The sequence below is a fragment of the Amycolatopsis sp. cmx-11-32 genome (assembly GCF_047608695.1).
Lineage (GTDB): Bacteria > Actinomycetota > Actinomycetes > Mycobacteriales > Pseudonocardiaceae > Amycolatopsis.
This window is the reverse complement of record NZ_JADNQN010000005.1, coordinates 103,675-127,548: the sequence shown is the minus strand read 5'-3', so window position 1 is coordinate 127,548 and position 23,874 is coordinate 103,675. Positions and strand designations below refer to the sequence as shown.

The following is a 23,874-nucleotide window of genomic DNA, read 5'->3' as shown; positions in this document are numbered from 1 at the left end:
TGCCGTATGACTTGCACGACATTCCGAAAGTATTTGTCTCACTACTCGGCGTACAAGCGGCCGTTCGGCCGCATCCGCGATCGCGGATGGACCGTTCGGCCGAGCATGATGAGCTGCCGGTGGTTTTCGCTTCAGCACGCCCCGCCGTCGGTGACGTCGCACGGCCGGGTCAGGTGGCCGGGTCCGTGAAGGACGCCTTCACTACTTTCAGGGTAGGCAAGGAGGCCTTCACGGACAGCTGAGCACCCGCGCGGCAGGAACGCCACATTGCGGTACTTCCGATAGAACCCGAATCGCCACTCACGACCTCTAGACCACGGCGAGCGGCAACGCCGTCGGGTGCACCGGCGCGGGAAGATCCGAGGCACCGGTGAGATAAGCGTCGACGGCGCTGGCCACCGAGCGTCCTTCAGCGATCGCCCACACCACCAGCGACGCACCGCGATGCGCGTCGCCGCAGACGAACACGCCAGGTGAGGAGGTCTGCCAGTCCGCGCCGCATGAGAGCGTGCCACGTTTGGTCAGCGACAGGCCGAGTCCGTCGAGCAGTGGCATGTGCTCGACACCCTCGAACCCGATCGCGAGCAGCACGAGGTCGGCTGGCAGTTCCTCGACCTCGTCGTTGACCGGGGTCACCATGCGCTTGCCGGTCTCGGGGTCCTTGACCACGCGGACCTGCCGGAGTTCGACGGCACGCACGTTGCCGTCGTCGTCGCCGACGAACCGGGTGACCGCGACGGCGAACTTGCGCTCGCCCGCCTCCTCGTGCGCCGGGTAGGTGCGCAGGAGGTACGGCCAGGTCGGCCACGGCGAGCGCTCATCGTCCCTTGTGGACGGTGGGGTCGGGTACTGGTCAAGCTGTGTCACCGAAAGCGCGCCCTGCCGGGTCGCGGTGCCGTACGAGTCGGCGCCGGTGTCGCCACCGCCGATGATGACCACGTGCTTGCCGGCCGCGTCGACCGGCGACGGGCCGTCGCCCTCGACGTACTTGTTGGCCGGGACCAGATGTTCCATCGCCAGATGGATCCCGGACAGCTCGCGCCCGGGCGTCGTCGTGTCGTCGCGGCCGCGCAGCGCACCCACGGCGAGCACCACCGCGTCATAGCCTGCCCGGAGTTCCTCGACGGTCAGGTCGACGCCGACCTCGCAGCCGGTGACGAACTTCGTGCCCTCGTTGCGGAGTTGCGAGAGCCGCCGGTCGAGGACCTTTTTCTCCATCTTGAACTCGGGGATGCCGTACCGCAGCAGGCCGCCGAGCCGGTCGTCCCGTTCGTAGACGGTCACTTCGTGGCCGGCGCGGGTCAGCTGCTGCGCGGCGGCGAGCCCGGCGGGGCCGGAGCCGACGACCGCGACCCGCTGGCCCGACGAGACCGCCGAGATCTGCGGCTGGACGTAGCCCGCCTCCCAGGACTGGTCGGCGATCGTCTGCTCGACGCGTTTGATCGCCACCGGGCCGCCGGACAGCGGCGAGACCGACAGGACGCAGCCCGCCTCGCACGGCGCGGGGCACAGCTTCCCGGTGAACTCGGGGAAGTTGTTGGTCGCGTGGAGCCGGTCGCTCGCCGCCGCCCAGTCGCCGCGGCGTACCAGGTCGTTCCACTCCGGGATCAGGTTGCCCAGCGGGCAGCCGGAACCACTGGAGTGACAGAACGGGATGCCGCAGTCCATGCACCGCGAAGCCTGCTTGCGCACCTTTTCGTTGCGCTCGCCGGATTGCACGTCGGCGTACACCTCGCCCCAGTTGGCGAGACGCTCCTCTTTGGACTTCTTCTTCGGCTCTTCGCGCTCGTACTTCAGGAAACCCGTCGGATCAGCCACGAGCGGCCTCCATGATCGCTTCGTCGACGTCGCGGCCCGCGGCGCGCGCCGCCTTCGCCGCGTCAAGGACACGCTGGTAGTCGCGGGGCATCACCTTGGTGAACGCCGCCGAGCGACGCGGCCAGTCGCCGAGCAACGACGCGGCCACGGCCGAACGTGTGAGGTCGTAGTGCTTCTGCACGGTCTTCTTGAGCCAGGCGAGATCCTCGGACCGAGGGGTCAGGAGGTTCACCATCTCCTTGTTGACCTTGCTTCGATCGAGATCGAGCACGAAGGCCTCGCCGCCGGACATGCCCGCGGCGAGGTTGCGCCCGGTCGGGCCGAGCACCACGGCCTGTCCACCGGTCATGTACTCGAAGGCGTGGTCACCGACGCCCTCTACGACGACCATCGCCCCGGAGTTGCGCACGCAGAACCGTTCGCCGACCTGGCCGCGCAGGAACATCTCCCCGCCGGTGGCCCCGTAGGCGAGCGTGTTCCCGGCGATGGTCTGGCCTTCGGCGGCGAACTTCGCGTCCGGATGCGGGCGCACGATGATCCGCCCGCCGGACAGGCCCTTGCCGACGTAGTCGTTGGCGTCCCCGACCATGTCGAGGGTGATGCCACGCGGCAGGAACGCGCCGAGCGACTGCCCGGCGGAACCGGTCAGCAGCACGTGGATCGTGTCCTCGGGCAGGCCCTCACCGCCGTAGCGGCGGGTGATCTCGGAGCCGAGCAGCGTGCCGACGGTCCGGTTCACGTTCCGCACCGGCAGTTCGATACGCACCCGGTGCGCGTCCTCCAGCGCCGCCTCGGCGAGCTGGATCAGCGTCCGGTCGAGCGCGTGTTCCAAACCGTGGTCCTGCGTCCGCGTGCGCCGCTTCGCCCCGCCGTAAGGGGTCTCAATCGGCATCTCGAAGATCGGCGCGAGGTCGAGACCGGAGGCCTTCCAGTGCTCGATCGCCTTGTCGGTGTCGAGGATCTCGGCGTGGCCGATCGCCTCGTCGAGGGTACGGAAACCGAGTGCCGCCAACGTTTCCCGGACTTCTTCGGCGACGAACCGGAAGTAGTTGACCACGTGGTCGGCCTGGCCGGTGTAGCGCTTGCGCAGGTCCGGGCTCTGGGTCGCGACGCCGACCGGACAGGTGTCGAGGTGGCAGACGCGCATCATGACGCAGCCTTCGACGATCAGCGGCGCCGTCGCGAAGCCGTACTCCTCCGCGCCGAGCAGCGCGGCGATGACGACGTCCTTGCCGGTCTTCATCGCGCCGTCGACCTGCACGGTGATCCGGTCGCGCAAACCGTTGAGCAGCAACGTCTGCTGTGTCTCGGCGAGTCCGATCTCCCACGGCGTCCCCGCGTGCTTGAGCGAGTTCATCGGGGAGGCGCCGGTGCCGCCGTCGTGGCCGGAGATCAGCACGACGTCGGCGTGCGCCTTGGACACGCCCGCCGCGACCGTGCCGACGCCGAGCGAGGACACCAGCTTCACGTGGATGCGGGCGTTCTCGTTGGCGTTCTTGAGGTCGTGGATCAGCTGGGCGAGATCCTCGATCGAGTAGATGTCGTGGTGCGGCGGCGGCGAAATGAGCCCGACGCCCGGTGTGGAGTGCCGCGTGCGCGCGATCCACGGGTACACCTTGTTCGGCGGCAGCTGCCCGCCTTCACCCGGCTTCGCGCCCTGCGCCATCTTGATCTGGATGTCGTCGGCGTTGACAAGGTACTCGCTCGTGACACCGAACCGGCCGCTCGCGACCTGCTTGATCGCGCTGCGCCGTTCCGGGTCGTAAAGGCGCTCGGGGTCTTCCCCGCCTTCACCCGTGTTGGAGCGGCCGCCGATGCGGTTCATCGCGATGGCGAGGGTTTCGTGTGCCTCGGCCGAAATCGAGCCGTAGGACATCGCGCCGGTGTTGAAGCGCTTGAAAATCGCCTCGACGGGCTCGACCTCGTCCAGCGGGACGGGCTCACGCGTGCCCTCGCGGAAGGCGAACAGCCCACGCAGGGCGCCACCCTGGCGGTAGAGGCGGTGCACCTCGTCGGAGTACTGCTTGTACACCTCTTCGCGGCCGGTCTTCGTCGCGTGCTGCAACAGGAAGACGGTCTCCGGGGTGAACAGGTGCAGTTCGCCCTCACGGCGGTACGCGTACTCGCCGCCGGTCTCGAGTCCACGGTGGACACGGTCGGTCGGGTTGTCCGGGTACGCGCGGCGGTGGCGCGTGGCGACCTCTTCGGCGAGCACGTTCAGGCCGACGCCGCCGAGCTTCGACGACGTCCCGGTGAAGTACTCGTCGAGCAGATCCTGTGCAAGGCCGAAGGATTCGAACACCTGCGCCGCGGTGTACGCGCCGACGGTCGAGATGCCCATCTTCGACATGATCTTCAGGACGCCCTTCACCAGCGCCTTGACGTAGTTGCGAATCGCTTTGGCAGGCTCGATACCGGTGACGGCACCGGTCGAGATCATGTCCTCGATGGTCTCGAAGGCCAGGTACGGGTTCACCGCGGCGGCGCCGTAGCCCAGCAGCAGCGCGATGTGGTGGACCTCGCGGGCGTCGCCGGTCTCGACGACCAGCGCGACGCGGAGCCTTTCCTTGGTGCGCACCAGATGGTGGTGCACCGAGGACACCAGCAGCAGCGACGGGATCGGCGCCATGCGGTGATCGGAGTCGCGGTCGGACAGCACGAGTGTGCGCGCGCCCGCCGCGATCGCCTCGGAGGCTTCGCGCCGGACCCGTTCGATCGCCGATGCCAGCGCGTCGGCTCCACCGTCCACTTCGTACAGTCCGGAAAGGACACTGCACGCGAAGCCGGGAAGATCGCCGTCGTCGTTGATGTGGATCAGCTTGGCGAGTTCGTCGTTGTCGATCACCGGATACGGCAGCTGCACATGGCGGCAGGAGGCAGGCCCGGGGGCGAGCAGGTTCCGCTCGGGGCCCATGATCCGGCTCATCGAGGTGACCAGTTCTTCACGGATCGCGTCCAGCGGCGGGTTGGTGACCTGCGCGAAGTTCTGCTTGAAGTAGTCGTAGAGCAGCCTCGAACGCTGCGACAGCACCGCGGGCGGGCTGTCGGAGCCCATCGAACCGATCGGCTCCGCCGCCTTGACCACCATCGGCGCGAGGAGGATCTTCAGCTCTTCTTCGGTGTAGCCGAAGGAAAGCTGGCGCCGCAGCACCGAATCGTGGCTCTGCACGATGTGGTCGCGGTCGGGCAGGTCGGCGATCTGCAGGAGACCGGCGTGCAGCCAGCCCTCGTACGGCAGTTCCTTGGCCAGCTCCGACTTGACCTCTTCGTCGTCGACGATCCGGCCTGCTTCGGTGTCCACCAGGAACATGCGGCCGGGCTTGAGTCGCCCCTTGGCCACGACGTCCGCGGGGGCGACGTCGAGGACCCCTGCCTCGCTGGCCAGTACGACGCGGTCGTCGGCGGTGCGCCACCATCGGGCGGGACGCAGGCCGTTGCGGTCCAGCACCGCGCCGACGAGCGTGCCGTCGGTGAAGGTGACACAGGCCGGGCCGTCCCACGGCTCCATCAGGCTGGCGTGGAACTGGTAGAACGCACGACGCTGGGCGTTCATCCCGGTGTGGTTCTCCCACGCCTCGGGGATCATCATCAGCACCGCGTGCGGCAGCGACCGGCCGCCGAGGTGCAGCAGCTCCAGCACCTCGTCGAAGGAGGCGGAGTCCGACGCGTCGGCCGAGCAGATCGGATACAGGCGGGTGAGGTCGCCGGAGATGAGGTCCGATTCGAGCAGCGCCTCACGGGCGCGCATGCGGTTGCGGTTGCCCCGGATGGTGTTGATCTCGCCGTTGTGCGCGACGAACCGGAACGGATGCGCCAGCGGCCACGACGGGAAGGTGTTGGTGGAGAACCGGGAGTGCACGAGCGCGATGGCACTGGTGAGCCGGGTGTCGGTCAGGTCGGTGAAGAAGAGCGGAAGCTGCCCCGGGGTCAGCATTCCCTTGTAGACGATCGTCCGCGAGGACAGCGACGGGAAGTAGGTGCCGCAATCCGCGGTCACACTCTCGTTCTCGACGCGCTTGCGCAGGCAGAAGGCCAGGCGATCCAGTTCGAGACCGCCGGGGCGCCGTCCGTCGGTCTCCGCGGCCGCGACGAACAGCATCGCGAAATGCGGCATCACCGAACGCGCCGTCGGGCCGATGCCGGCGAGATCGGCGTCGACCGGGACCTCCCGCCAGCCGAGGACGTCGAGACCCTCTTCGGTGGCGATCCGTTCGATCAGGGCGACGGCCTTGCCGCGCTCCTCGGTGTCCGAGGGCAGGAAACCGAGCCCGGTCGCGTAGGTCTGCTGACCGTCCGCGTCCGCCTCGGGCAGGGCGAACTCCACTTCGGCCCGGAACAGCCCGTCGGGCAGCTGCAACAGGATGCCCGCACCGTCACCACTGGTCGGCTCCGCACCGGCGGCGCCACGGTGGTCGAGGTTCGTCAGCGCGGCAAGGCCGTCGGTGACGATGCCGTGCGAGCGGCGCCCACGGACGTCGGCCACCATGGCCACACCGCAGGAGTCCTGTTCGGATTCGGGATCGTAGAGACCCTGTTTGCCGGGAATGGCGGAGAAGATCATGAAGGGACCTCCTTCGTCGTCTGTGCTCAGCGACCGGACGGACCGGCCGGGGGAATGCGCACGGGACGACGATGGCCCGTTCGTTAGCGCGACTTTAACACCTGGGAAACATGCGGGCATCAGTTCATCGGACGAGAAAGCCTGCTGATGGGTAACGATCTGGATGCCCGGAACGACACAGTTCCTGATGGGGTCACGGTAGTTCGTTCCGCTAAGTATATGTCTTGTTCCGGGATGTCACGAGACGCGGTGAGGCGACCCTAGTCACTTCAGGCGTACTCCGCACCCCGGGACACATAAATAGAACGTGTTTCAGTTTCGCGCATGCTCCTGGCCTTGGCCCTCGCCGACGTGGCGTCCCTGGTCGCCGCCACCGGCAGGCGCGCATCGCGACGGCGGAACCTATCCTCGGCCACTGCTGGAAACCACCGCCGACTTCCTCGAAGAAGCCTTTCGTTTCACCGTTTCACCGTTTCACCGTTCCACCGCCCACGCGCTGACCGTCGCGGCGGCACCGTCCTTACTGGAGAACGGGTGACGGGGCCGCTGTGCCGATCCCCGAGTCCGTGAAGGCCTCCTTGAGGGACCCAGAGTCCCTTAAGGAGGCCTTCACGGACCACCGCTCCACGCCGGTGCGAGGACCTGGAGCGGCTACTTCTCGGAGTCGGGTTTCGGGTCCTCGGTCGCCTTGTCCGCGGCCGAGTCCCGCACCGTGTCCGGAGCCGCCGCGACCTCCGCGTGTTCCTCGCTCTTGGGCGCCTCGTCGGAGGAAGTGGAAGTGGAAGTGTCGTCGCGTGGCACGCCCTTGCTCCACAGCGTTTCCGGCAACTCCCGTGGCCCCCGCTTGGCGGCCAGGACGAAGTAGGCGATCGCCGCCGCGAACAGCAGGATCGAGGTCCACACGTTGACCCGCAGGCCGAGGATGTGGTTCGCGGTGTCGGTCCGCATCATCTCGATCCAGAACCGGCCCGCGGTGTATCCGGCGACGTAGAGCGCGAACACGCGGCCGTGGCCGAGGCGGAACTTCTTGTCCGCCCAGATGACCAGCAGCGCGACGCCGAGGTTCCAGATCAGCTCGTAGAGGAACGTCGGGTGCACCGGGCTGTCCGGCAGCGGGACGTGCCCGATCGCGATGCCGTTCAGGAAGTCGTCCGGGTTGGTCGGGTTGTAGCGCTGGTAGATCTCCAGGCCCCACGGCAGATCCGTGTGCGCGCCGTAGAGCTCCTGGTTGAAGTAGTTGCCGACCCGCCCGATGGCCTGGGCGATCACGATGCCCGGCGCGAGCGCGTCCGCCATCGCGGGCAGCGGGATCCCCCGGCGGCGGCAGGCGATGAGCGCGCCGACCGCGCCCAGCGCGATCGCGCCCCAGATGCCGAGGCCGCCGTCCCAGATCTTCAGCGCGTTGATCGGGTTTTTGCCCTCGCCGAAGTAAAGCTGGTTGTCGGTGATGACGTGATACAGCCGCCCGCCGACCAGGCCGAACGGCACCGCGAAGACGGCGACGTCGACGACGGTCCCCTTCGTGCCACCCCGGGCCACCCAGCGCCGCTCGCCCAGCCAGATCGCCACGATGATGCCGGCGATGATGCAGAGCGCGTAGGCGCGGAGCGGGACCGGTCCGATATGCCAGACGCCCTGGTCGGGGCTGGGGATGGTCGCGAGGAACGCTGCCGAGGCGGTATTCACGTCGGCCACCGTAGCGCTTCTTCCACGTCTTGGGACCGTCAGCCCTCGACGGCGGCCAGATAACCGGCGATCAGGGCCCGCGCGACGTAGCCGACCGCGGCGTCCGGCGGCAGGAACAGCTCATCGTGCAGGCTGGGCGCACCGGCGGTGTCGCCGAGGCCGACGAACAGCATCAGCCCGCGCGTCACCCCGCAGTAGTGCGCGAAATCGTCGGCGCCGAACGACCGGAAATCGAGGTCGACGCCCGCCCCGGCGCGGACGAGCCGCCGGTGCGCGTGCTGAGTGAGCCCGGCGTCGTTGTGCAACACGGGTTCACACGGGCTGATCTCCAGTTCCGCCCGGCAGCCATGCGCTTTCGCGGTGCCGTGGACGACCTCGGCGAGTCCCTCCAGCGCGAGGTCACGGTCCTCCGCGCGCATCAGCCGCAACGAGCCGGACAGGCGGGCCTCGTTCGGCACCACGTTCGCCGTCGTCCCCGCCTCGATCCGGCCCACCGAGCAGACCGCGCCGAACACGGGGTCGACGCGGCGGCTCGCGAGCTGCTGCAGGCTCACCACGATCTGGCTGAGCGCGAGGATCGGGTCCCGCAGCAGATGCGGGTAGCCCGCGTGCCCGCCCTGGCCGCGGACGACCACGTCGAACTCGTCGGTGGACGCGTTGACCGGTCCCGGCACCGCCGAGACCACACCCACGGCGAGCCGCGGCTGGACGTGCGCGCCGATGACCGTCTCGACGCCGTACTCGGCGAGCACCCCGGACTCGACGATGTCCAGCGCGCCGGACGGCGATGTCTCCTCACGCGGCTGCAGGAGCGCGAGAAGCGGCCGCGGCACCCCGACGACGGCCGCCGCGCGGCAGGTCGCGACGAGTGCGGCCATGTGCACGTCGTGCCCGCACGCGTGCATCAACGGCGTCTCCGAAGCCCACGGGACGCCGGTCCGTTCGGTGACCGGCAACGCGTCCAATTCGGCGCGCAGCGCCACGGCCGGTCCCGGACCGGTGCCGGGGAACAGCACGGCACGCCCGGTCTTGGCGACCCGGACACCGTCGGCGCCCAGCGCTTCGACGAGGACCCGCGCGGTGTCCTCTTCATCCCCCGACGCGCGGGGATCGGCGTGTACCCGGTGCCGCAGCTCGATCGCGGACGGCAGTTCCGCCTCGACGGCCACCTCCCACCGGTCCTGCAGTTCGTCCAGTTCCGTCATGTCCCCTCCAGCCCGTACACCCGTTCGGCGTTGCGATGCCCCACCAGCGCCGTGATCCGGCGAGCGTCCACTTCGGACAGTACGTCGGCGGACAGCCCGGCGTACAGGAAGTCCGACAGTCCCTGCCGGAACAACCCGGTGCCGAGGTGGTACAGCTCGGCGAGCCCGAACGCGTCGGTGGAGAACAGCAGTTTCCCGAACGGCACTGTCTCCATTGTCTCCGCGATGATCGCGGGCGCACGGTGACCGGCGTTGTGTGTCGCGAGTCCCACGTCGATGAACACGTGCTCGAAGACCTGCGCCAGATACACGGCGTTCCGGTGGAAGGGGTAGTTGTGCAGCAGCATGATCGGCACCCCACGAGACCGCGTCGCCCGCAGCAGCCCGGTGAGCAGCAGCGGATCGCAGCGGTGCGGGTCGACGTCGGAATCGCCGAAGCCGACGTGGAACTGGATCGGCAGGGCCAGGTCGATCCCGGCCCAAATCAGGAACCGGTGCAGCACCTCGTCCGCGAGCCGGGCCGGTTCGCCCGCCTCGATTCCGGCGAGCCAGCGGCCGGCCGCCTCGGTGACTTCGGTGGCCGCAGGGCGCTCCCCCGCCAGGTCCAGGCCGACCCGGTAGGCGGCGATGGACTCGAAGCAGATCGCCGTCGTGGCGCGTTTCGCCAGCTCAGCGGTGAAGGCCGCACCGAAGCCGGCCGCGGTGGTGGAGACGATCACCGCTTCGGCGACCTGTTCGAGCCGGACGATTTCCCGCGCGTTGGCACCGGACAGAGCCGCGAATTGCCCGGTCGTGGTCAGTGTGTCCGGCTGAAAGCCGCCGTCGAGGAGGAACTCGGTCGTACCGGTGGCGCGCAGGAAGCGCGCGTTCACCTCGGCCGCTCCCAGTTCGGCGCGGCGGGCCAGGTAGACCTCGGCCGGGACGTGCGGCGGCAGGCCGAGCACCGGGGCGCAGCGGGCCCGGACCGCGAGACCGATCAGCGAGTCGAACAAGGTCGTGCCCAGCGACGAGACGGTGTCGGCCTCGGTGAGCATCTGCTCGAACTCGATCCGGCCGAGATCGCCGGTGACGACGCCGTGGCAGTGGTGGTCCACCAGCCGCGTCTCGGCGACGAACGGCAGCATCGGAGTTCCCGGCATGGCACGTCCTTTCTCGTGATCGACGAGTGCGCCCCACCTTATGACCGGATCCGGGCGTGGCAAGGGCCTCGCGATGAGGCCAGGACGGGGAACCATGGTGAACCGGGAAACTCCGACAGCCCGCGCGACCGCCTCGTCGGAGATCTCCGGGCGCGGGGTGTCGAACTGGTGGCGCTGACCTTCGTGGACAACGCCGGATCGCGCGGGTCAAGGCGGTGCCACTACGGAAGCTGCCGTCCGCGGCCGCGTGAGGTGTGGGTGCCGCGAACTGCTTCGACGACGGCATCACCGGTGGCGAGCATTCGCTCGGACCGGTCGGCGATCTGCGGCTGCATCCGGATCTCGACGCGCTGACCGTCCTCGCCGGGCAGCCCGGACGATCCGACGTCGGCCACCGCGGGCCCGGCCTACGGCTACACGCGGCTTTCCGAGCGTGCGGACTATCTCCGCCAGCTGGTGTCCACTTTGGACCAAAGGGGGTCGGGGTGGAGCAGATCCACCCCGAGTACGCCGACGGCTGGTGCGGGGTGGCCGGGAACCGTGACTCGGCGGCGACCCCGGGTCGCTGAGCGTTCGGCGCGCCGCTGGCGACGACGATCGTGGACGTTCGGCGGACCGAGATCGAGCGGTTCGCGCTCGCGGGCCCGGAGGAGATCACCGAGGCGCAGCGGTGGCGGCACTGACCACCGCCGCGCCTTCGGCTCACGTCGGATCAAGCGGGGGCGACGGTTTTCCGCACCCCCGCGGACAGCTCGGCCGAAAGCTCGCGAACCGCGTCGAGTCCGCTCGCCGCGGCCGTCACCAAAGCCGAGCCGACGATGACACCGTCGGCGAAGCCTGCGACCTGGGCGGCCTGCTCGCCGGAGCGAACGCCCAGCCCGACACCGATCGGCAGATCCGTATGCGCGCGGGTCCGTGCGACCAGGTCCTCGGCGTGCACGCCGACCTGGTCACGAGCGCCTGTCACGCCCATGACCGCGGTGGCGTACACAAAGCCTGAAGAGGCCTCGACGGTCTTCGCGATTCGCTCCTCCGAGGAGGACGGCGCGACCAGGAAGATCCGGTCCAGACCGTGCTGCTCGGACGCGGCCATCCACTCGTCGGCCTCGTCCGGGATCAGGTCCGGGGTGATCATCCCGAGCCCGCCCGCCGCGGCGAGGTCTCGCGCGAAGCGGTCGACGCCGTAGCGGTGCACCGGGTTCCAGTACGTCATCACGACGGCCTTGCCGCCGCGTGAGGACACCGACTCGACGATCTCGAACAGGTGCTTGAGCTTGAAACCACCGGAAAGGGCGCTCACCGAAGCGGCTTGGATGGTGGGGCCGTCCATCACCGGGTCCGAGTAGGGCACACCCACCTCGACCACGTCGGCGCCACCGTCGACCACCGCGGCCAGCAGGTCCTTGGACCCGTCGACCGTGGGGAAGCCCGCCGGGAGGTACCCGATCAGGGCACCGCGGCCCTCCGCACGCGTCTTCGCGAAGAGGTCACAAAGCCCGCTCACGCGTCCTCCACCAGGCCGAAGTACTTCGCGGCGGTGTCCATGTCCTTGTCGCCACGACCGGACAGGTTCACCACGATCAGGCCCTCGGGGCCCAGTTCACGGCCCAGCACCAGCGCGCCGGCCAGCGCGTGCGCCGACTCGATCGCGGGGATGATGCCCTCGGTGCGCGAAAGCAGCTTGAAAGCGTCCATCGCCTCGGCGTCGGTCACCGACCGGTACTCGGCGCGGCCGCTGTCCTTGAGCCACGAGTGCTCCGGGCCGACGCCCGGGTAGTCCAGGCCCGCGGAGATCGAGTGCGACTCGACGGTCTGCCCGTCCTCGTCCTGCAGCAGGTACGTCATCGCGCCGTGCAGGTTGCCAGGGGTGCCCTTGGTCAGCGTGGCGCCGTGGCGATTGCCGTCGATGCCCTCACCGCCCGGCTCGAGGCCGACGAGCCGGACCGCCGGGTCGTCGATGAAGCCGTGGAAGATCCCGATCGCGTTCGATCCGCCGCCGACGCAGGCCGCGACGGCGTCCGGCAGGCGTCCGGCCTGCTCCAGGATCTGGACGCGGGCCTCCTCGCCGATGATCTTGTGGAAGTTCCGCACCATCATCGGGAACGGGTACGGGCCCGCCGCCGTGCCGAACAGGTAGTGCGTGGTGTCGGCGTTGGTGACCCAGTCGCGCAGTGCCTCGTTGATCGCGTCCTTGAGCGTGCGCGAACCGGTCTTCACCGGGATGACCTCGGCGCCGAGCAGCTTCATGCGCGCCACGTTCAGCGCCTGCCGCTCGGTGTCGACCTGGCCCATGTAGACGATGCATTCCAGGTCGAGCAGCGCGCAGGCGGTGGCCGTCGCCACGCCGTGCTGCCCGGCCCCGGTCTCGGCGATGACCCGCTTCTTGCCCATCCGTTTGGTGAGCAGCGCCTGGCCCAGCACGTTGTTGATCTTGTGCGAGCCGGTGTGGTTCAGGTCCTCGCGCTTGAGGAAGACCCGGGCACCGCCGGCGTGCTCACCGAAGCGCTTGGCCTCGGTGAGCAGCGACGGACGGCCGGCGTAGTCGCGCAGCAGGCGCCGGAACTCGTTGACGAACTCCGGGTCGGTCCGTGCCTTGTCGTACTCGGCCGCGACCTCGTCGACGACGCCGATCAGCGCCTCGGGCATGAACCGCCCGCCGAACGGGCCGTAGTAACCCCGCTCGTCCGGGTCGTGCTTGCCGTGCGGCTCCTCGGTGTACTCGGTGGTCATCGAGAAGGCCTCGGGCACGCGGGGTGCGATCCGGCGGTGACCAGCTTGACCAGCGCGCCCTTCGGGTCGCCGGACGCGACGAGCCCTTCGCCCACGAGGACGGCGTCGGCACCGTGACCCGCGTAGGACATCAGGTCACCAGGGCCGCGGACACCGGACTCGGCGATCTTGAAGACGTCCATCGGCAGGCCGGGGGCCAGCCGTGAGAAGACGTCCCTGTCGACCTCGAGCGTGTGCAGGTTGCGGGCGTTGACGCCGATCACCTTCGCGCCTGCTTCGAGGGCCTTGTCGGCCTCTTCGGCGTTGTGGATCTCGACCAGCGCTGTCATCCCCAGGGATTCCACCCGGTCCAGCAGCGCGATGAGGGCGTTCTGCTCCAGCGCCGCCACGATCAGCAGGACCATGTCCGCGCCGTGCAGCCTCGCTTCGTGGACCTGATACGGGCTGACGACGAAGTCCTTGCGCAGCACCGGGATGTCGACCGCCGCGCGGACCGCGTCGAGGTCGGCGAGCGAGCCGCCGAACCGTCGCTGCTCGGTCAGCACGCTGATCACCCGTGCGCCGCCGTCGGCGTAGTCCTTCGCCAGTGCGGCCGGATCCGGGATCTCGGCCAGGTCGCCCTTCGACGGGCTGCGCCGCTTCACCTCGGCGATGACGCCGATACCGGACTCCCGCAGGGCCGCGAGCACGTCTCGGGGAGGCGCGACCTGGGTCGCGCGCTTCTTCAGTTCGTCGAACGGCAGAACCGCCTCGCGCTCGGCGAGATCGGCCCGGACGCCGGCGACGATGTCTTCGAGCACGCTCACCGGAGGTCCCCACCGGCCGTCGTACTCACGGATTCCTTCGCAAGGTCGCTCACAAAAACCTTCCCCTTCCCGCCGAAACGATGCTAACCCCCGCACTGATACGGCCTGGTTCCGGGTATGTCCGTTACTCCGAATGCCAACCGTGTCATCTTTGCCGGGAAAGATCTCCGAAACCCGCGAATTCCGCTGTCATCGCCGGGTCGCGGTGGGATCTTCGCCTTCGGACAGCGCCTCCCACAGCTCGGTCTCCGGATCTTTCGCGGCCCGCTTCTTCTTCCCCGGCGCCGAGTACTTCGCGCCCAGGCGTGGCATCCGGCCCGCGCCCTTGATGGCTGCCAACCCCCCGGCGATCACGAGAATTCCCCCGAGGATCGCGAGACCGCGGGCTCCCAGCATCTGGGCGACGGGCAGGCCGTCGGCGAACCCGCTGAACGAGCCGCCCACCACGCCCACCCACACCGCGGCGACGCCCGCGACGGCGAGTACCACGCCGAGCACCCGGCGTGGCCAGCCGCCGGTGGCGATCAGTCCCGCCGTGCCGGCCAGTGCCAGCAGCGCGAGCGGAATCAGCGCAACCGCACGCTCTGAACCGGTTTCGGTGTACTGGACGGTGCCGCGCACCCCGCCGTCACGGAACTCCGCGAACCACACCAGCTGGGAAGACCCCCACAACGCGACCGCGCCGAGCAGCAGTCCGACCACGGCGATCCACAGTGGACGCTTGGCCTTCTCGGCCGGCGGGGCCGTGTCTTCCGGGGCCTCAGACACGAGCGCTGTCACCCGCCGGATCGAATTCGTCCGCCGCGATCATCGTCTGCGCCGCCGCGACGGCGGACAGCACGGTGCGGGCCTTGTTGAGTGACTCGTTGTCCTCGTAGTCGGCCACCGAGTCGGCGACCACGCCGCCGCCGGCCTGGACGTACGCGACGCCGTCCTTCATCAGCGCGGTGCGGATGGCGATCGCGGTGTCGGCGTCCCCGGCGAAGTCGAGGTAGCCGACGACGCCGCCGTAGAGCGCCCTACGGGTCGGCTCCAGCTCCTCGATCAGCTGCATCGCGCGGACCTTCGGCGCCCCTGAGAGCGTCCCTGCCGGGAAGCAGGCGGTGACCGCGTCGAAGGCCGTCTTGTCGTCGAGGAGTTCGCCGGTGACCGTCGAGACGATGTGCATGACGTGGCTGTAGCGCTCGACGTCGAAGAAGTCGACGACGCGAACGGTGCCGGGCTTGCAGACCTTGCCGAGGTCGTTGCGGCCGAGGTCGACGAGCATCAGGTGCTCGGCGCGCTCCTTCTCGTCCGCCAGCAGGTCCTTGGCCAGCTGCGCGTCCTCTTCCGGATCGGCGCCGCGCCAGCGGGTGCCCGCGATCGGATGCGTGGTCGCGCGGCCGTCCCGGACGGTGACCAGCGATTCCGGGCTGGACCCGACGATGTCGAAGCCGTCCAGGCGCAGCAAGTACATGTACGGACTCGGATTGGACGTGCGCAGCACGCGGTACACGTCCAGCGCGTCGGCCTGGGTCTCGATCTCGAACCGTTGCGACGGCACGATCTGGAACGCTTCGCCCGCCTTGATCGCCTCGACGGCCTTCTCGACCGCCGCGTGGAAGTCCGGCTTGGACCGGCGGCGGGTGAACTCGGGCGCGGGGCGATCGAAGACGGCGGCCGTGGCCGGGGCCGCGACGTGCAGCTGCTTGGTCATCGCGTTGAGGCGGGCGACGGCGTCGTCGTACGCGGCGTCGACCCGCTCGGGCGAGTCGTCCCAGTTGACCGCGTTGGCGATCAGCGTGACCGTGCCCTCGTGGTGGTCGAAGGCGGCCAGGTCGGTCGCCAGGAGCATGGTGAGTTCGGGGATGTCGAGGTCGCGCTTGGCGAGTTCGGGGAGCCGTTCGAGCCAGCGGACGGCGTCGTAGCCGATGTAGCCGACCATCCCGCCGGTGAGCGGCGGCATTCCTGGCAGCTGCTCGGTGTGGAGCGCGGCGACGGTCTCGCGCAGCACGGTGAGCGGGTCACCCTCGGTCGGGAGGCCGACCGGCGGGGTGCCGGTCCAGACGGCCTTGCCGTCACGCACGGTCAGCGCGGCGGGGCTGTCGACGCCGATGAACGACCATCGGCTCCAGGACGCGCCGTTCTCCGCGGATTCGAACAGGAACGTCCCCGGCCGGTCGGCGGCGAGCTTGCGGTAGACCCCGATGGGGGTCTCACCGTCGGCGAGCACGCGGCGGACAACGGGGATGACGCGACGGCCCTCGGCGAGCGCGCGGAACTCGTCGCGCGAAGGGCTGACCGAGCCGAGCCCCGACGGGCTGGCGTTAGCGGCGCTGACCATGTCGCTCATTGTGCTGCAACGCACCGGGCGGGCGGGGACCGGGGATGAATTCAAGGATTGTTGAATTCTGCGCCGGGTCCGTTCATGATGACGCCATGGCTGTTGAAGACACTACCGCGCGCCGCCGGGGGCGGCGTCCCGGTGGACAGGACACCCGCACCGCCCTGATCGAAGCGGCCCGCGCGGTGTTCGGCGAGAGCGGCTTCGACGGCGCGACGGTCCGCGCGATCGCAACCCGCGCCGGGGTCGACGCGGCGATGGTCAACCACTGGTTCGGCAGCAAGGAAGGGCTGTTCGCCCAAGCCGTGCTGAAACTGCCGTTCGACCCGCACGAACTCCTCGCGGAACTGACGAACGGGCCTGACGACGAGTTCGGCCGCCGGATCGTGCGGACCTTCCTCGCCCGGTGGGACGGCGCGGGCGGCGAGGTCTTCCAAGCGCTCGTCCGTAGTGTCGCCGGACACGAGCAGGCCGCGCTGGTGCTGCGCAGTTTCTTCCAGAACTTCTTCACGAAGATCATCGCGGACCTGGGCTCGGACCGCGTCGAACTGCGGACGTCACTCTGCGCTTCCCAGCTGGTCGGAATGGGGCTGGTGCGGTACGTCGCGAAGTTCGAACCCATGGCGACGAGTGAGATCGAGCCTTTGGTGACCGCGATCGCGCCGACGGTGCAGCGGTATTTGACCGGGGACATCGACTGAAGGCCGCGGTCAGCCGGTCGCAACCGTTGGCCCGCTTAGGGCGTGCAAGTGAGCAGGTGGTCAGCCCGCGAGCAGGTCGCCGTCCCGTAGATCCCGACCTGGACGTCGTCGACGACGCTCACAGGTGCTACTCGCTCTCGTCGGGCAGCAGCAGCCGTTCGTCGGTGTCGAAACAGGTGTGCGTGCCGGTGTGACAGGCCGGGCCGGTCTGGTCGACGCGCAGCAGGACGGTATCGCCGTCGCAGTCGATCCGCACCTCGCGCACGTGCTGGACGTGGCCGGAGGTCTCGCCTTTGACCCACAGTTCCTCGCGGCTGCGCGAATAGTAGGTCCCGCGCCGGGTGGTGAGGGTGCGTTCGAGTGCCTCGTCGTCCATCCACGCCATCATCAGGACGTCCGAGGTGGAGTGGTCGACGACGACGGCGGCGATCAGCCCGTCGGCGTTGCGCTTCAAGCGGTCCGAGAGGGCGGGATCAAGCGTCATTCGTGGCTCCGAGAAGGTGCCGTTTCACCGGCATCGAGTTGAGCAGGACCGCCGCGTAGATGTACCCGGCGAAAAGCAGGCCGGAGACGATCTTCACCCAGAAGAGTTCCGCCGCCAGCATGGACAGCGCGTGCAGCAACGCGAACAGGAAACTGACACCGAAACCGGCGAACCGCGCCGAAGACATCCTCAGCACCAGCCCTGCCACGACGAGACCGCCGAGCACCAGTGATGTCACCGGCAGCAGGAACGTCCGCGCGGTGGAGTACGGCGCGAACATGAGGATCACGGCCATCCCGACGTACCCGAGCCCGAGGCCGAGCAGCAGCGCGCAGACGACCTTGACCTCGGTGGCGGCCTTCCACTTGTCCACGATCACCGGACCACGACTCCCCCGGCGCGCAGGGCGCTCTTGACCTCGCCGATCTTCAACTGTCCGAAGTGGAACACGCTGGCCGCGAGCACCGCGTCCGCGCCTGCCTCGACGGCGGGCAGGAAGTGTTCGAGCGCGCCGGCGCCGCCGCTGGCGATCACCGGGACGCGGACCGCCTGGCGCACCTTGGTCAGGAGGTCGAGGTCGAAGCCGTTCTTGGTGCCGTCGGCGTCCATCGAGTTGAGCAGGATCTCGCCGACGCCGAGTTCTTCCCCGCGCGCGGCCCATTCGACCGCGTCGATCCCGGTGCCGCGGCGGCCGCCGTGCGTGGTCACCTCGAAGCCGGACGGGGTCGGTTCGGCCCCCGCCGGAACGCGCCGGGCGTCCACCGACAGCACGACGCACTGCGCGCCGAACCGGCGGGACGCCTCGCGCAGGAACTCCGGCCGCGCGATGGCCGCGGTGTTGATGCTCACCTTGTCCGCGCCCGTGCGCAGCAGCCGGTTGACGTCGTCGTTCGTACGGACGCCGCCACCGACGGTGAGTGGAATGAACACCTGCTCGGCGGTCCGGCGGACCACGTCGAAGGTGGTCTCGCGGTCCCCGGAGGACGCCGTGACGTCGAGGAACGTGAGTTCGTCGGCGCCCTCGGCGTCATACAGACGGGCGAGTTCGACGGGGTCGCCGGCGTCGCGCAGGTCGGCGAAGTTGACACCCTTCACCACTCGGCCCGCGTCGACGTCGAGACACGGGATGACCCTGACTGCGACTGACATGGGGACAAGCGTAGTCAAGGGCGTTCGAAGCTCGCGGAATGGCACAGGCGGGCGGCGGCCGGACACCACACGCGGCCAACCCGTGGCGCAGACCAGGGCGTTCGTCGACGACGCGAGCGCGGACCCGGCCAACGCGGACGTCGACGACCCGGCGATCTGGGTCCACCCGGAGAACCCTCCCAGAGCGTCGTGCTCGGCACGCTCAAGGAGGCGGGCTGGCCGCGTTCGATCTGCGGGTCCGGCAGCTTCAGAGGCCGGGACCGCGTACGCGTCCACCGCAGCGATCCTGCCGGTTCCTCCGCCGCACTGGCTTTCTTCTCCGCCTCGGAGTCCCGAACGCCGTCCGGCGGTCACCGGCCCCTCTGGTGAGGAACTGCCGACGACCGGGTTCGCCTTCGTCCGGCTGGAGACCGTCCTGAGGTGATCGTCTTCACCGGGAAAGTTCCGCTCCCGATGCATCAGCCAGGTGGTCTCGTGCGTCACTGGAGCGAGACCACCTGGCTGAGGGGGAGACGTGCCTGCGACCTTCGACGAGTTCGTCGCGGATCGCCTGGACGGGCTCCTGCGCTACGCGACCGTTTTGACCGACGATCCGTACCTGGCGCAGGACATCGTCCAGGAGGTGCTGCTGCGTGCTCAGCAACGCTGGCCGAAGATCGACTCACCCCCCACGTACGTCCGCCGGATGGTGACCAACGAGTACCTGTCGTGGCGACGGCGCCTGGCGGTCCGCCGCGTGACGCCGTCATCGCCGGAAGTACTCGACCTGGTGAGCCCGCCGGTCTCCGATCACACCATCGAGTACGACGAACGCGACGCGATGCTGCACCGGCTCGCGAAGCTCCCGCGTAAACAGCGCGCCGCGATCGTGCTCCGTTACTACGAGAACTACACCGACGAGGAGATCGGCGCGGTACTCCGCTGCGCGACGTCGACCGTGCGCAGCCAGATCTCGCGCGCGCTCGCGACGCTGCGGGAAACCGGCCCGGCCCCGTCCGTTCAGCCCACCACGGGAGCCCGCAAATGACCCGACTGAGTGACGAGCACACCGAGGACCTGATCCGGGAGAGCCTCGAACATCTGGCGACGCGGGCGCCCGACGGGGCCGAGATCCGCGACGCGCTGGCCCAGCATCCGCGAAGCCGTCCGACGATGGCCTTGGCGCTGGTCGCGGCGGCGGTCGCGATCATCGCGCTCGGGGTGCCGCTGGGCCTGCGGGCCTTCACAGCCGTTCCGCCTGCCTCGGCGCGCAACGCCGATTGGTCGGTGCTCCCGTACAAGCCCGGCTGGCTCCCCGACGGTTTCAAGGAGGCGAGCCGGGGCGGGAAGCCTTATCCCGCACCGTTGTCGAGGTCCTGGGCCGCCGGTGAGCTCGGCCAGATCGACCTGCTCATCACGCCGCTGAGCGACCGGTCCGCGCCGTGGACGATCGCGCCCGCGCCGAACCAGATCATCGTGCACGGCAGGGTCGGCATGGCGACCGAGGTCACCGCCTGGTCGACGATGCTGACCTGGTCCCCCGACGACGTCTATCTGCTGAGCATGACGTTGTCCCACCTGAAGGATCCGCGCGCGGTCGGTGAGCGGATCGCCGAAGCGATGGTCCCGGACGGGCGTGCCCGGGTCTCGGGCGAACTGCGGTTCGGCAGGCTGCCCGCCGACCTGGAGTTGTCGGGGGTCAAGACGTTCATGAAAGACAACGGAGGCGTGACCGAACTGGAAGCCACCCGTGCCGGGGAGCCCACCGCGGCGGCGGTCGTCACGGCGTCGCTCAGCGGTGACCGGCCGGTGCCGGACGGCGTGGAACCGGTCCCGATCGAGGTCAGGGGTCTCGACGGCGTCTATCTTCCGGAACGGGAAGGGCCGCTCGGACATCAGGACGGGACGATCGCCGTGCAACTCGAGGGCGGACGATGGCTCACGGTGTCGGGCGAGCGGGACCGGGCCGCCCTCCTCGACGTCGCGAACAGCCTCCAGATCATCCAAGGCGACTACAGCTGGTTCGGGAAACCGCCGGAATAGGCGCGGATGGGCAGGGGTTGTCGACGGCATGACGGACACCTACCGCTCCATCGCCGCGCTGGCCGCCGAAGGAAAGCTCGACCTGCCGATCGCCCGGGTCTACCCGCTCGCCGAAGCGGCCGCCGCCCAGGACGAGAGCGAAGCGGGCCACGTCCGGGGCAAGCTCGTCCTGGTGCCGTGAGCCTGCCCGCGGCGGCGAGCTGGCGGCATCGGGATTCGAGGACGGCCGGCCGAGATCTCCGCGCGGCTACGTTACGACGCCGAACGCCCTAGACTCTCCACATGGGATCGGAGTTCGAGCGGATCGCCGCCGAGAAGTACGTCGTCCTGACCACCTTCCGCAAGAGCGGTGCCCCGGTGCCGACCCCGGTCTGGGCGGCGGGCGACGGCGGCGAACTGGTGCTCTGGTCCGAGCGGAAGGCGGGCAAGGTCAAACGCATCCGCAACAGCGGCCGGGTCGAGGTCCAGGCCTGCGACCTCCGCGGCAACAAGACCCACGGCGACGTCGTCGCTGGCGAGGCACGGCTGCTGGACCTCGACGGGACCGAACGTGTGCGCAAGGTGATCGCGCGGAAGTACGGGATCACCGGGCGGGTGACGATGTTCTTCAGCAAGCTGCGGGGGCCGAAGGACCGGACCGTGGGCATCGCGATCAAGCTGGCCGAGTAACTCAGATCGCCGCACTTGACATTCTCGAACACAAGTTCGATCATTGCTCGCCCGGCGACTCTCAGACGCCCGATTGCGAGACCGCGGCGCGGTAGGATGAAGTGAATCCAGAGGAGGTGGTAGCCATGGCCGGCGTACGTGACGTGGCCGCTGCCGTACTGACCCGCACCGGCCCGATCACGACGATGAAGCTGCAGAAGCTGCTCTACTACGCACAAGCGTGGCATCTGGTGTTCCAGCGGAAACCGATGTTCGATGAGAAGATCGAAGCATGGCCTCAGGGGCCCGTCACGCCGTCGATCTTCGCCGGACACCGAAAGCAGTATCAGGTCACGAGTGGGCCGAGCGGTAATGCCGGAGCGCTGACAGCACCCGAGAACGCGACGTTGACCTGGGTGATGGACAAGTACGCCCACTACTCAGCCGAGACTTTGTCGCGGCTGACTCATATGGAGTCCCCGTGGCGAGTCGCGAGGGGGATCGTCGACGAAAACGAGAAATCTTCGCAGCCGATAGCGCACGACCAGATGCGTCACTTCTACGCACGCAGATCGCCGATGTCGACGTCGCGGTCGCCCAGGCCGCGGCCAGCACGGCCATGGAAGGTATCGATCTCGACGACGACTGGCAACGAACTCTCCGCGACGTCGCGACCAGCACCCGCACTGCCGACGACTTGGTCGCCGAAGAAATAGAGCGAGCCCGTCAGCAGTGACCGATCCGTACGGCTTTCCCGACGGCAAATGCCTTCGCAACAAGCTGGATATCGAAGACCCTGAGGCCTTCAAGCAGGTCGAGGCGCGCATCGTCAGTATTCGAGACGTCGAACTCGCTCGGCAAAGTCTCCCTGGCGATTCGTTGATGAGCGGACATCGGCGGTGCTGGGAACCCTGGAAACCGATGGCTGGCTGCTCGGCCTGAATCGGGAAAACTTCCTTGAACGCCTTGCCTGGTACTACGCCGAACTGAACGCCATGCACCCGTTTCGTGAGGGCAATGGACGGACGTTGCGAGCCTTCTTGCGACAACTGTCGGCAGCGGCGGGCTGGCGACTCGACTGGTCCGCTCTCGACAAGGACGACAACAACGCGTCCAGCCACAGCCTACGGACCACTGAGACGACCGAACTGATCAAGGTTCTCGCGCCCGTGATCGTCCGCATGTGATCAGCCTGATTTCGTGAGTGATGGGGACGGTTCCAACCCGAAACGCCACTCACGACCCGCCGAGCCGAGCCGGTAGTTTCGCGTGATCCGACGGACGACATGCGCATGGCGGGTCCAGCCGCGAGTCGTCCGTGTGGACACGTGTGCCGTCCGTCCAGTCACGTGCGACGTCCAGCCAGTCACGCGAAACCGCCAACTGTAGGTACCTGAGACACGGTCGGCTCTAACCGTCCCCGAGACCGGATCAAGCGGCCTGCATCGCCCGCATCGCCGCCGCCATCGCCGCCGAGTCGTGGTCCGGTCCGCAGCCGTCGACCAGGATCAGGTCACCCGGGATGTGGTCCGCCCGCAGGGGCAGGATCTCCCGGTACGCGGGCGAGTCGTACCACTCCCGCGCGACCTCGACGCTCGGGAACTCGATCATCACGAGCGCACCAGGCCACTCACCCTCCAGCACCTGCACCTCGGCTCCGTGCACGAGGAACTTGCCACCGAAGGGGTCCAGCGTGCCCTGGATCCGCTCCAGGTACTCGAAGACCTCTTCCGCGGTCACGGCGGGCGGGCGAAGGTGCGCGATTCCGTAGGCGGTCATGATGTCCCTCCAGGCTTTCGTTGTCCTGGAAGCAATCCTGACCTAACCGGGTGCGTGGCGTCGATTACCCGGGAGGTAAAGCTCAGAACTCCGCGACGGCCGCGAGCGCCTCGGGCAGGGTGAACGCCCCGGCGTAGAGCGCCTTGCCGACGATGGAACCCTCGACACCGTCGCGTGCCAGGGCGGCCAGTGCGCGGAGATCGTCCACACTGGACACGCCGCCGGAAGCGATGACCGGAGCGTCGGTGCGGGCGGCGACCTCGCGGAGCAGGTCGATGTTCGGGCCCTGGAGGGTGCCGTCCTTGCTCACGTCGGTGACGACATATCGCTGCGCGCCGTCGCGGTCGAGCCGGTCGAGTACCTCCCAGAGGTCACCACCGTCCTGCGTCCAGCCGCGGGCCGACAGCCGGTGCCCGGCCTCGGTGATCCGCACGTCCAGCCCGATGGCGACACGGTCGCCGTAGGAGGAGACGACCTTCGCGGTCCACTCCGGGTCCTCCAGCGCGGCGGTGCCGAGGTTGACCCGGCGGGCGCCGGTGGCCAGCGCGGCCTCCAGCGAGGCGTCGTCGCGGATGCCACCGGACAGCTCCACCTGGACGTCCAGCTTCGCCACGACCTCGGCGAGCAGTTCGCGGTTGGAGCCCTTGCCGAACGCGGCGTCGAGGTCCACCAGGTGGATCCACTCCGCCCCGTCACGCTGCCAGGCGAGCGCCGCCTCCAGCGGGCTGCCATAGGAGGTCTCGGTGCCGGCCTCGCCCTGGACGAGTCGCACGGCCTGGCCATCGGCCACATCAACGGCGGGAAGGAGCGTGAAAGTCACGCG

The 23,874-nt window shown here is 68.8% G+C and carries 23 protein-coding genes and 1 pseudogene; 8 read left to right on the top strand and 16 right to left on the bottom strand.

Annotated elements, in window-relative coordinates:
- Positions 1-309 precede the first annotated feature (309 nt).
- The 11 genes from ACM6LR_RS16725 to ACM6LR_RS16675 form a co-directional block, all read right to left on the bottom strand.
- The gene (locus tag ACM6LR_RS16725) at positions 310-1,818 is read right to left on the bottom strand and encodes a glutamate synthase subunit beta (RefSeq protein ID WP_414938091.1); all 1,509 of its coding nucleotides are present in this window, start codon (positions 1,816-1,818) and stop codon (positions 310-312) included.
- Entirely contained in the window at positions 1,811-6,379 is a 4,569-nt protein-coding gene (gltB, locus tag ACM6LR_RS16720) for a glutamate synthase large subunit (RefSeq protein ID WP_414938090.1), read from the bottom strand. The genes ACM6LR_RS16725 and gltB overlap by 8 nt, the downstream gene beginning before the upstream one ends.
- A 651-nt stretch (positions 6,380-7,030) precedes the next feature.
- Positions 7,031-8,074 carry a prolipoprotein diacylglyceryl transferase gene (lgt, locus tag ACM6LR_RS16715; protein WP_414938089.1) on the bottom strand — a complete coding sequence of 348 codons (1,044 nt, stop codon included), beginning with the start codon at positions 8,072-8,074 and terminating at the stop codon, positions 7,031-7,033.
- 29 nt (positions 8,075-8,103) lie between these two features.
- Complete coding sequence (locus ACM6LR_RS16710) at positions 8,104-9,270, bottom strand: M20 metallopeptidase family protein (RefSeq protein WP_414938088.1); 1,167 nt, start codon at positions 9,268-9,270, stop codon at positions 8,104-8,106.
- Positions 9,267-10,409, bottom strand: a complete 1,143-nt coding sequence (locus ACM6LR_RS16705; protein ID WP_414944066.1) for an amidohydrolase family protein — start codon at positions 10,407-10,409, stop codon at positions 9,267-9,269. Before ACM6LR_RS16705 ends, ACM6LR_RS16710 begins: the two co-directional genes overlap by 4 nt.
- 221 nt (positions 10,410-10,630) lie before the next feature.
- Positions 10,631-10,804 carry a hypothetical protein gene (locus ACM6LR_RS16700; protein WP_414938086.1) on the bottom strand — a complete coding sequence of 58 codons (174 nt, stop codon included), beginning with the start codon at positions 10,802-10,804 and terminating at the stop codon, positions 10,631-10,633.
- A gap of 317 nt (positions 10,805-11,121) precedes the next feature.
- Positions 11,122-11,913: a tryptophan synthase subunit alpha gene (gene trpA / locus ACM6LR_RS16695; protein WP_414938085.1), complete on the bottom strand. Its 792-nt coding sequence runs from the start codon at positions 11,911-11,913 to the stop codon at positions 11,122-11,124.
- Entirely contained in the window at positions 11,910-13,139 is a 1,230-nt protein-coding gene (trpB, locus tag ACM6LR_RS16690) for a tryptophan synthase subunit beta (RefSeq protein WP_414944259.1), read from the bottom strand. The genes trpA and trpB overlap by 4 nt, the downstream gene beginning before the upstream one ends.
- A complete protein-coding gene (gene trpC / locus ACM6LR_RS16685; protein ID WP_414938083.1) occupies positions 13,136-13,945 on the bottom strand; it encodes an indole-3-glycerol phosphate synthase TrpC in 810 nt (269 codons plus the stop codon). Before trpC ends, trpB begins: the two co-directional genes overlap by 4 nt.
- A 189-nt stretch (positions 13,946-14,134) precedes the next feature.
- Entirely contained in the window at positions 14,135-14,713 is a 579-nt protein-coding gene (locus ACM6LR_RS16680) for a Trp biosynthesis-associated membrane protein (RefSeq protein ID WP_414938082.1), read from the bottom strand.
- The gene (locus tag ACM6LR_RS16675; protein WP_414944065.1) at positions 14,706-16,268 is read right to left on the bottom strand and encodes an anthranilate synthase component I; all 1,563 of its coding nucleotides are present in this window, start codon (positions 16,266-16,268) and stop codon (positions 14,706-14,708) included. The genes ACM6LR_RS16680 and ACM6LR_RS16675 overlap by 8 nt, the downstream gene beginning before the upstream one ends.
- A gap of 95 nt (positions 16,269-16,363) precedes the next feature.
- Here ACM6LR_RS16675 and ACM6LR_RS16670 point away from each other — a divergent pair, with 95 nt between their 5' ends.
- Positions 16,364-16,969, top strand: coding sequence for a TetR family transcriptional regulator (locus ACM6LR_RS16670; RefSeq protein ID WP_414938080.1), 606 nt, complete (start codon positions 16,364-16,366; stop codon positions 16,967-16,969).
- Positions 16,970-17,096: 127 nt separating this feature from the next.
- Here ACM6LR_RS16670 and hisI read toward each other — a convergent pair whose 3' ends face one another.
- The 3 genes from hisI to hisF are packed head-to-tail and all read right to left on the bottom strand — an operon-like array spanning position 17,097 to position 18,602.
- Positions 17,097-17,453, bottom strand: coding sequence for a phosphoribosyl-AMP cyclohydrolase (gene hisI / locus ACM6LR_RS16665; protein WP_414938079.1), 357 nt, complete (start codon positions 17,451-17,453; stop codon positions 17,097-17,099).
- Complete coding sequence (locus ACM6LR_RS16660; RefSeq protein WP_414938078.1) at positions 17,443-17,832, bottom strand: hypothetical protein; 390 nt, start codon at positions 17,830-17,832, stop codon at positions 17,443-17,445. Before ACM6LR_RS16660 ends, hisI begins: the two co-directional genes overlap by 11 nt.
- Positions 17,829-18,602: an imidazole glycerol phosphate synthase subunit HisF gene (gene hisF, locus ACM6LR_RS16655; protein WP_414944064.1), complete on the bottom strand. Its 774-nt coding sequence runs from the start codon at positions 18,600-18,602 to the stop codon at positions 17,829-17,831. Before hisF ends, ACM6LR_RS16660 begins: the two co-directional genes overlap by 4 nt.
- A 514-nt stretch (positions 18,603-19,116) precedes the next feature.
- On the opposite strand from hisF, the gene ACM6LR_RS16650 reads away from it, so the two are divergent.
- The 7 genes and pseudogenes from ACM6LR_RS16650 to ACM6LR_RS16620 form a co-directional block, all read left to right on the top strand.
- Positions 19,117-19,629, top strand: a complete 513-nt coding sequence (locus tag ACM6LR_RS16650) for an RNA polymerase sigma factor (protein WP_414938076.1) — start codon at positions 19,117-19,119, stop codon at positions 19,627-19,629.
- Positions 19,626-20,624 carry a hypothetical protein gene (locus ACM6LR_RS16645; RefSeq protein WP_414944063.1) on the top strand — a complete coding sequence of 333 codons (999 nt, stop codon included), beginning with the start codon at positions 19,626-19,628 and terminating at the stop codon, positions 20,622-20,624. The genes ACM6LR_RS16650 and ACM6LR_RS16645 overlap by 4 nt, the downstream gene beginning before the upstream one ends.
- A 28-nt stretch (positions 20,625-20,652) precedes the next feature.
- Complete coding sequence (locus ACM6LR_RS16640) at positions 20,653-20,805, top strand: zinc-binding dehydrogenase (protein ID WP_414938074.1); 153 nt, start codon at positions 20,653-20,655, stop codon at positions 20,803-20,805.
- Positions 20,806-20,906: 101 nt separating this feature from the next.
- Positions 20,907-21,293, top strand: coding sequence for a PPOX class F420-dependent oxidoreductase (locus tag ACM6LR_RS16635; RefSeq protein WP_414938073.1), 387 nt, complete (start codon positions 20,907-20,909; stop codon positions 21,291-21,293).
- 125 nt (positions 21,294-21,418) lie between these two features.
- Positions 21,419-21,988, top strand: coding sequence for a Panacea domain-containing protein (locus ACM6LR_RS16630; protein ID WP_414944062.1), 570 nt, complete (start codon positions 21,419-21,421; stop codon positions 21,986-21,988).
- 16 nt (positions 21,989-22,004) lie between these two features.
- Positions 22,005-22,214, top strand: coding sequence for a hypothetical protein (locus ACM6LR_RS16625; RefSeq protein ID WP_414944061.1), 210 nt, complete (start codon positions 22,005-22,007; stop codon positions 22,212-22,214).
- A pseudogene (locus ACM6LR_RS16620) lies at positions 22,151-22,459 on the top strand (Fic family protein); the annotation flags it as partial. The gene ACM6LR_RS16625 and the pseudogene ACM6LR_RS16620, both read left to right, overlap by 64 nt.
- 244 nt (positions 22,460-22,703) lie before the next feature.
- Here ACM6LR_RS16620 and ACM6LR_RS16615 read toward each other — a convergent pair.
- The gene (locus ACM6LR_RS16615) at positions 22,704-23,051 is read right to left on the bottom strand and encodes a DUF1330 domain-containing protein (RefSeq protein WP_414938070.1); all 348 of its coding nucleotides are present in this window, start codon (positions 23,049-23,051) and stop codon (positions 22,704-22,706) included.
- Between the two features lie 82 nt (positions 23,052-23,133).
- Positions 23,134-23,871 carry a bifunctional 1-(5-phosphoribosyl)-5-((5-phosphoribosylamino)methylideneamino)imidazole-4-carboxamide isomerase/phosphoribosylanthranilate isomerase PriA gene (gene priA, locus ACM6LR_RS16610; RefSeq protein WP_101609431.1) on the bottom strand — a complete coding sequence of 246 codons (738 nt, stop codon included), beginning with the start codon at positions 23,869-23,871 and terminating at the stop codon, positions 23,134-23,136.
- Between the last annotated feature and the right edge of the window lie 3 nt (positions 23,872-23,874).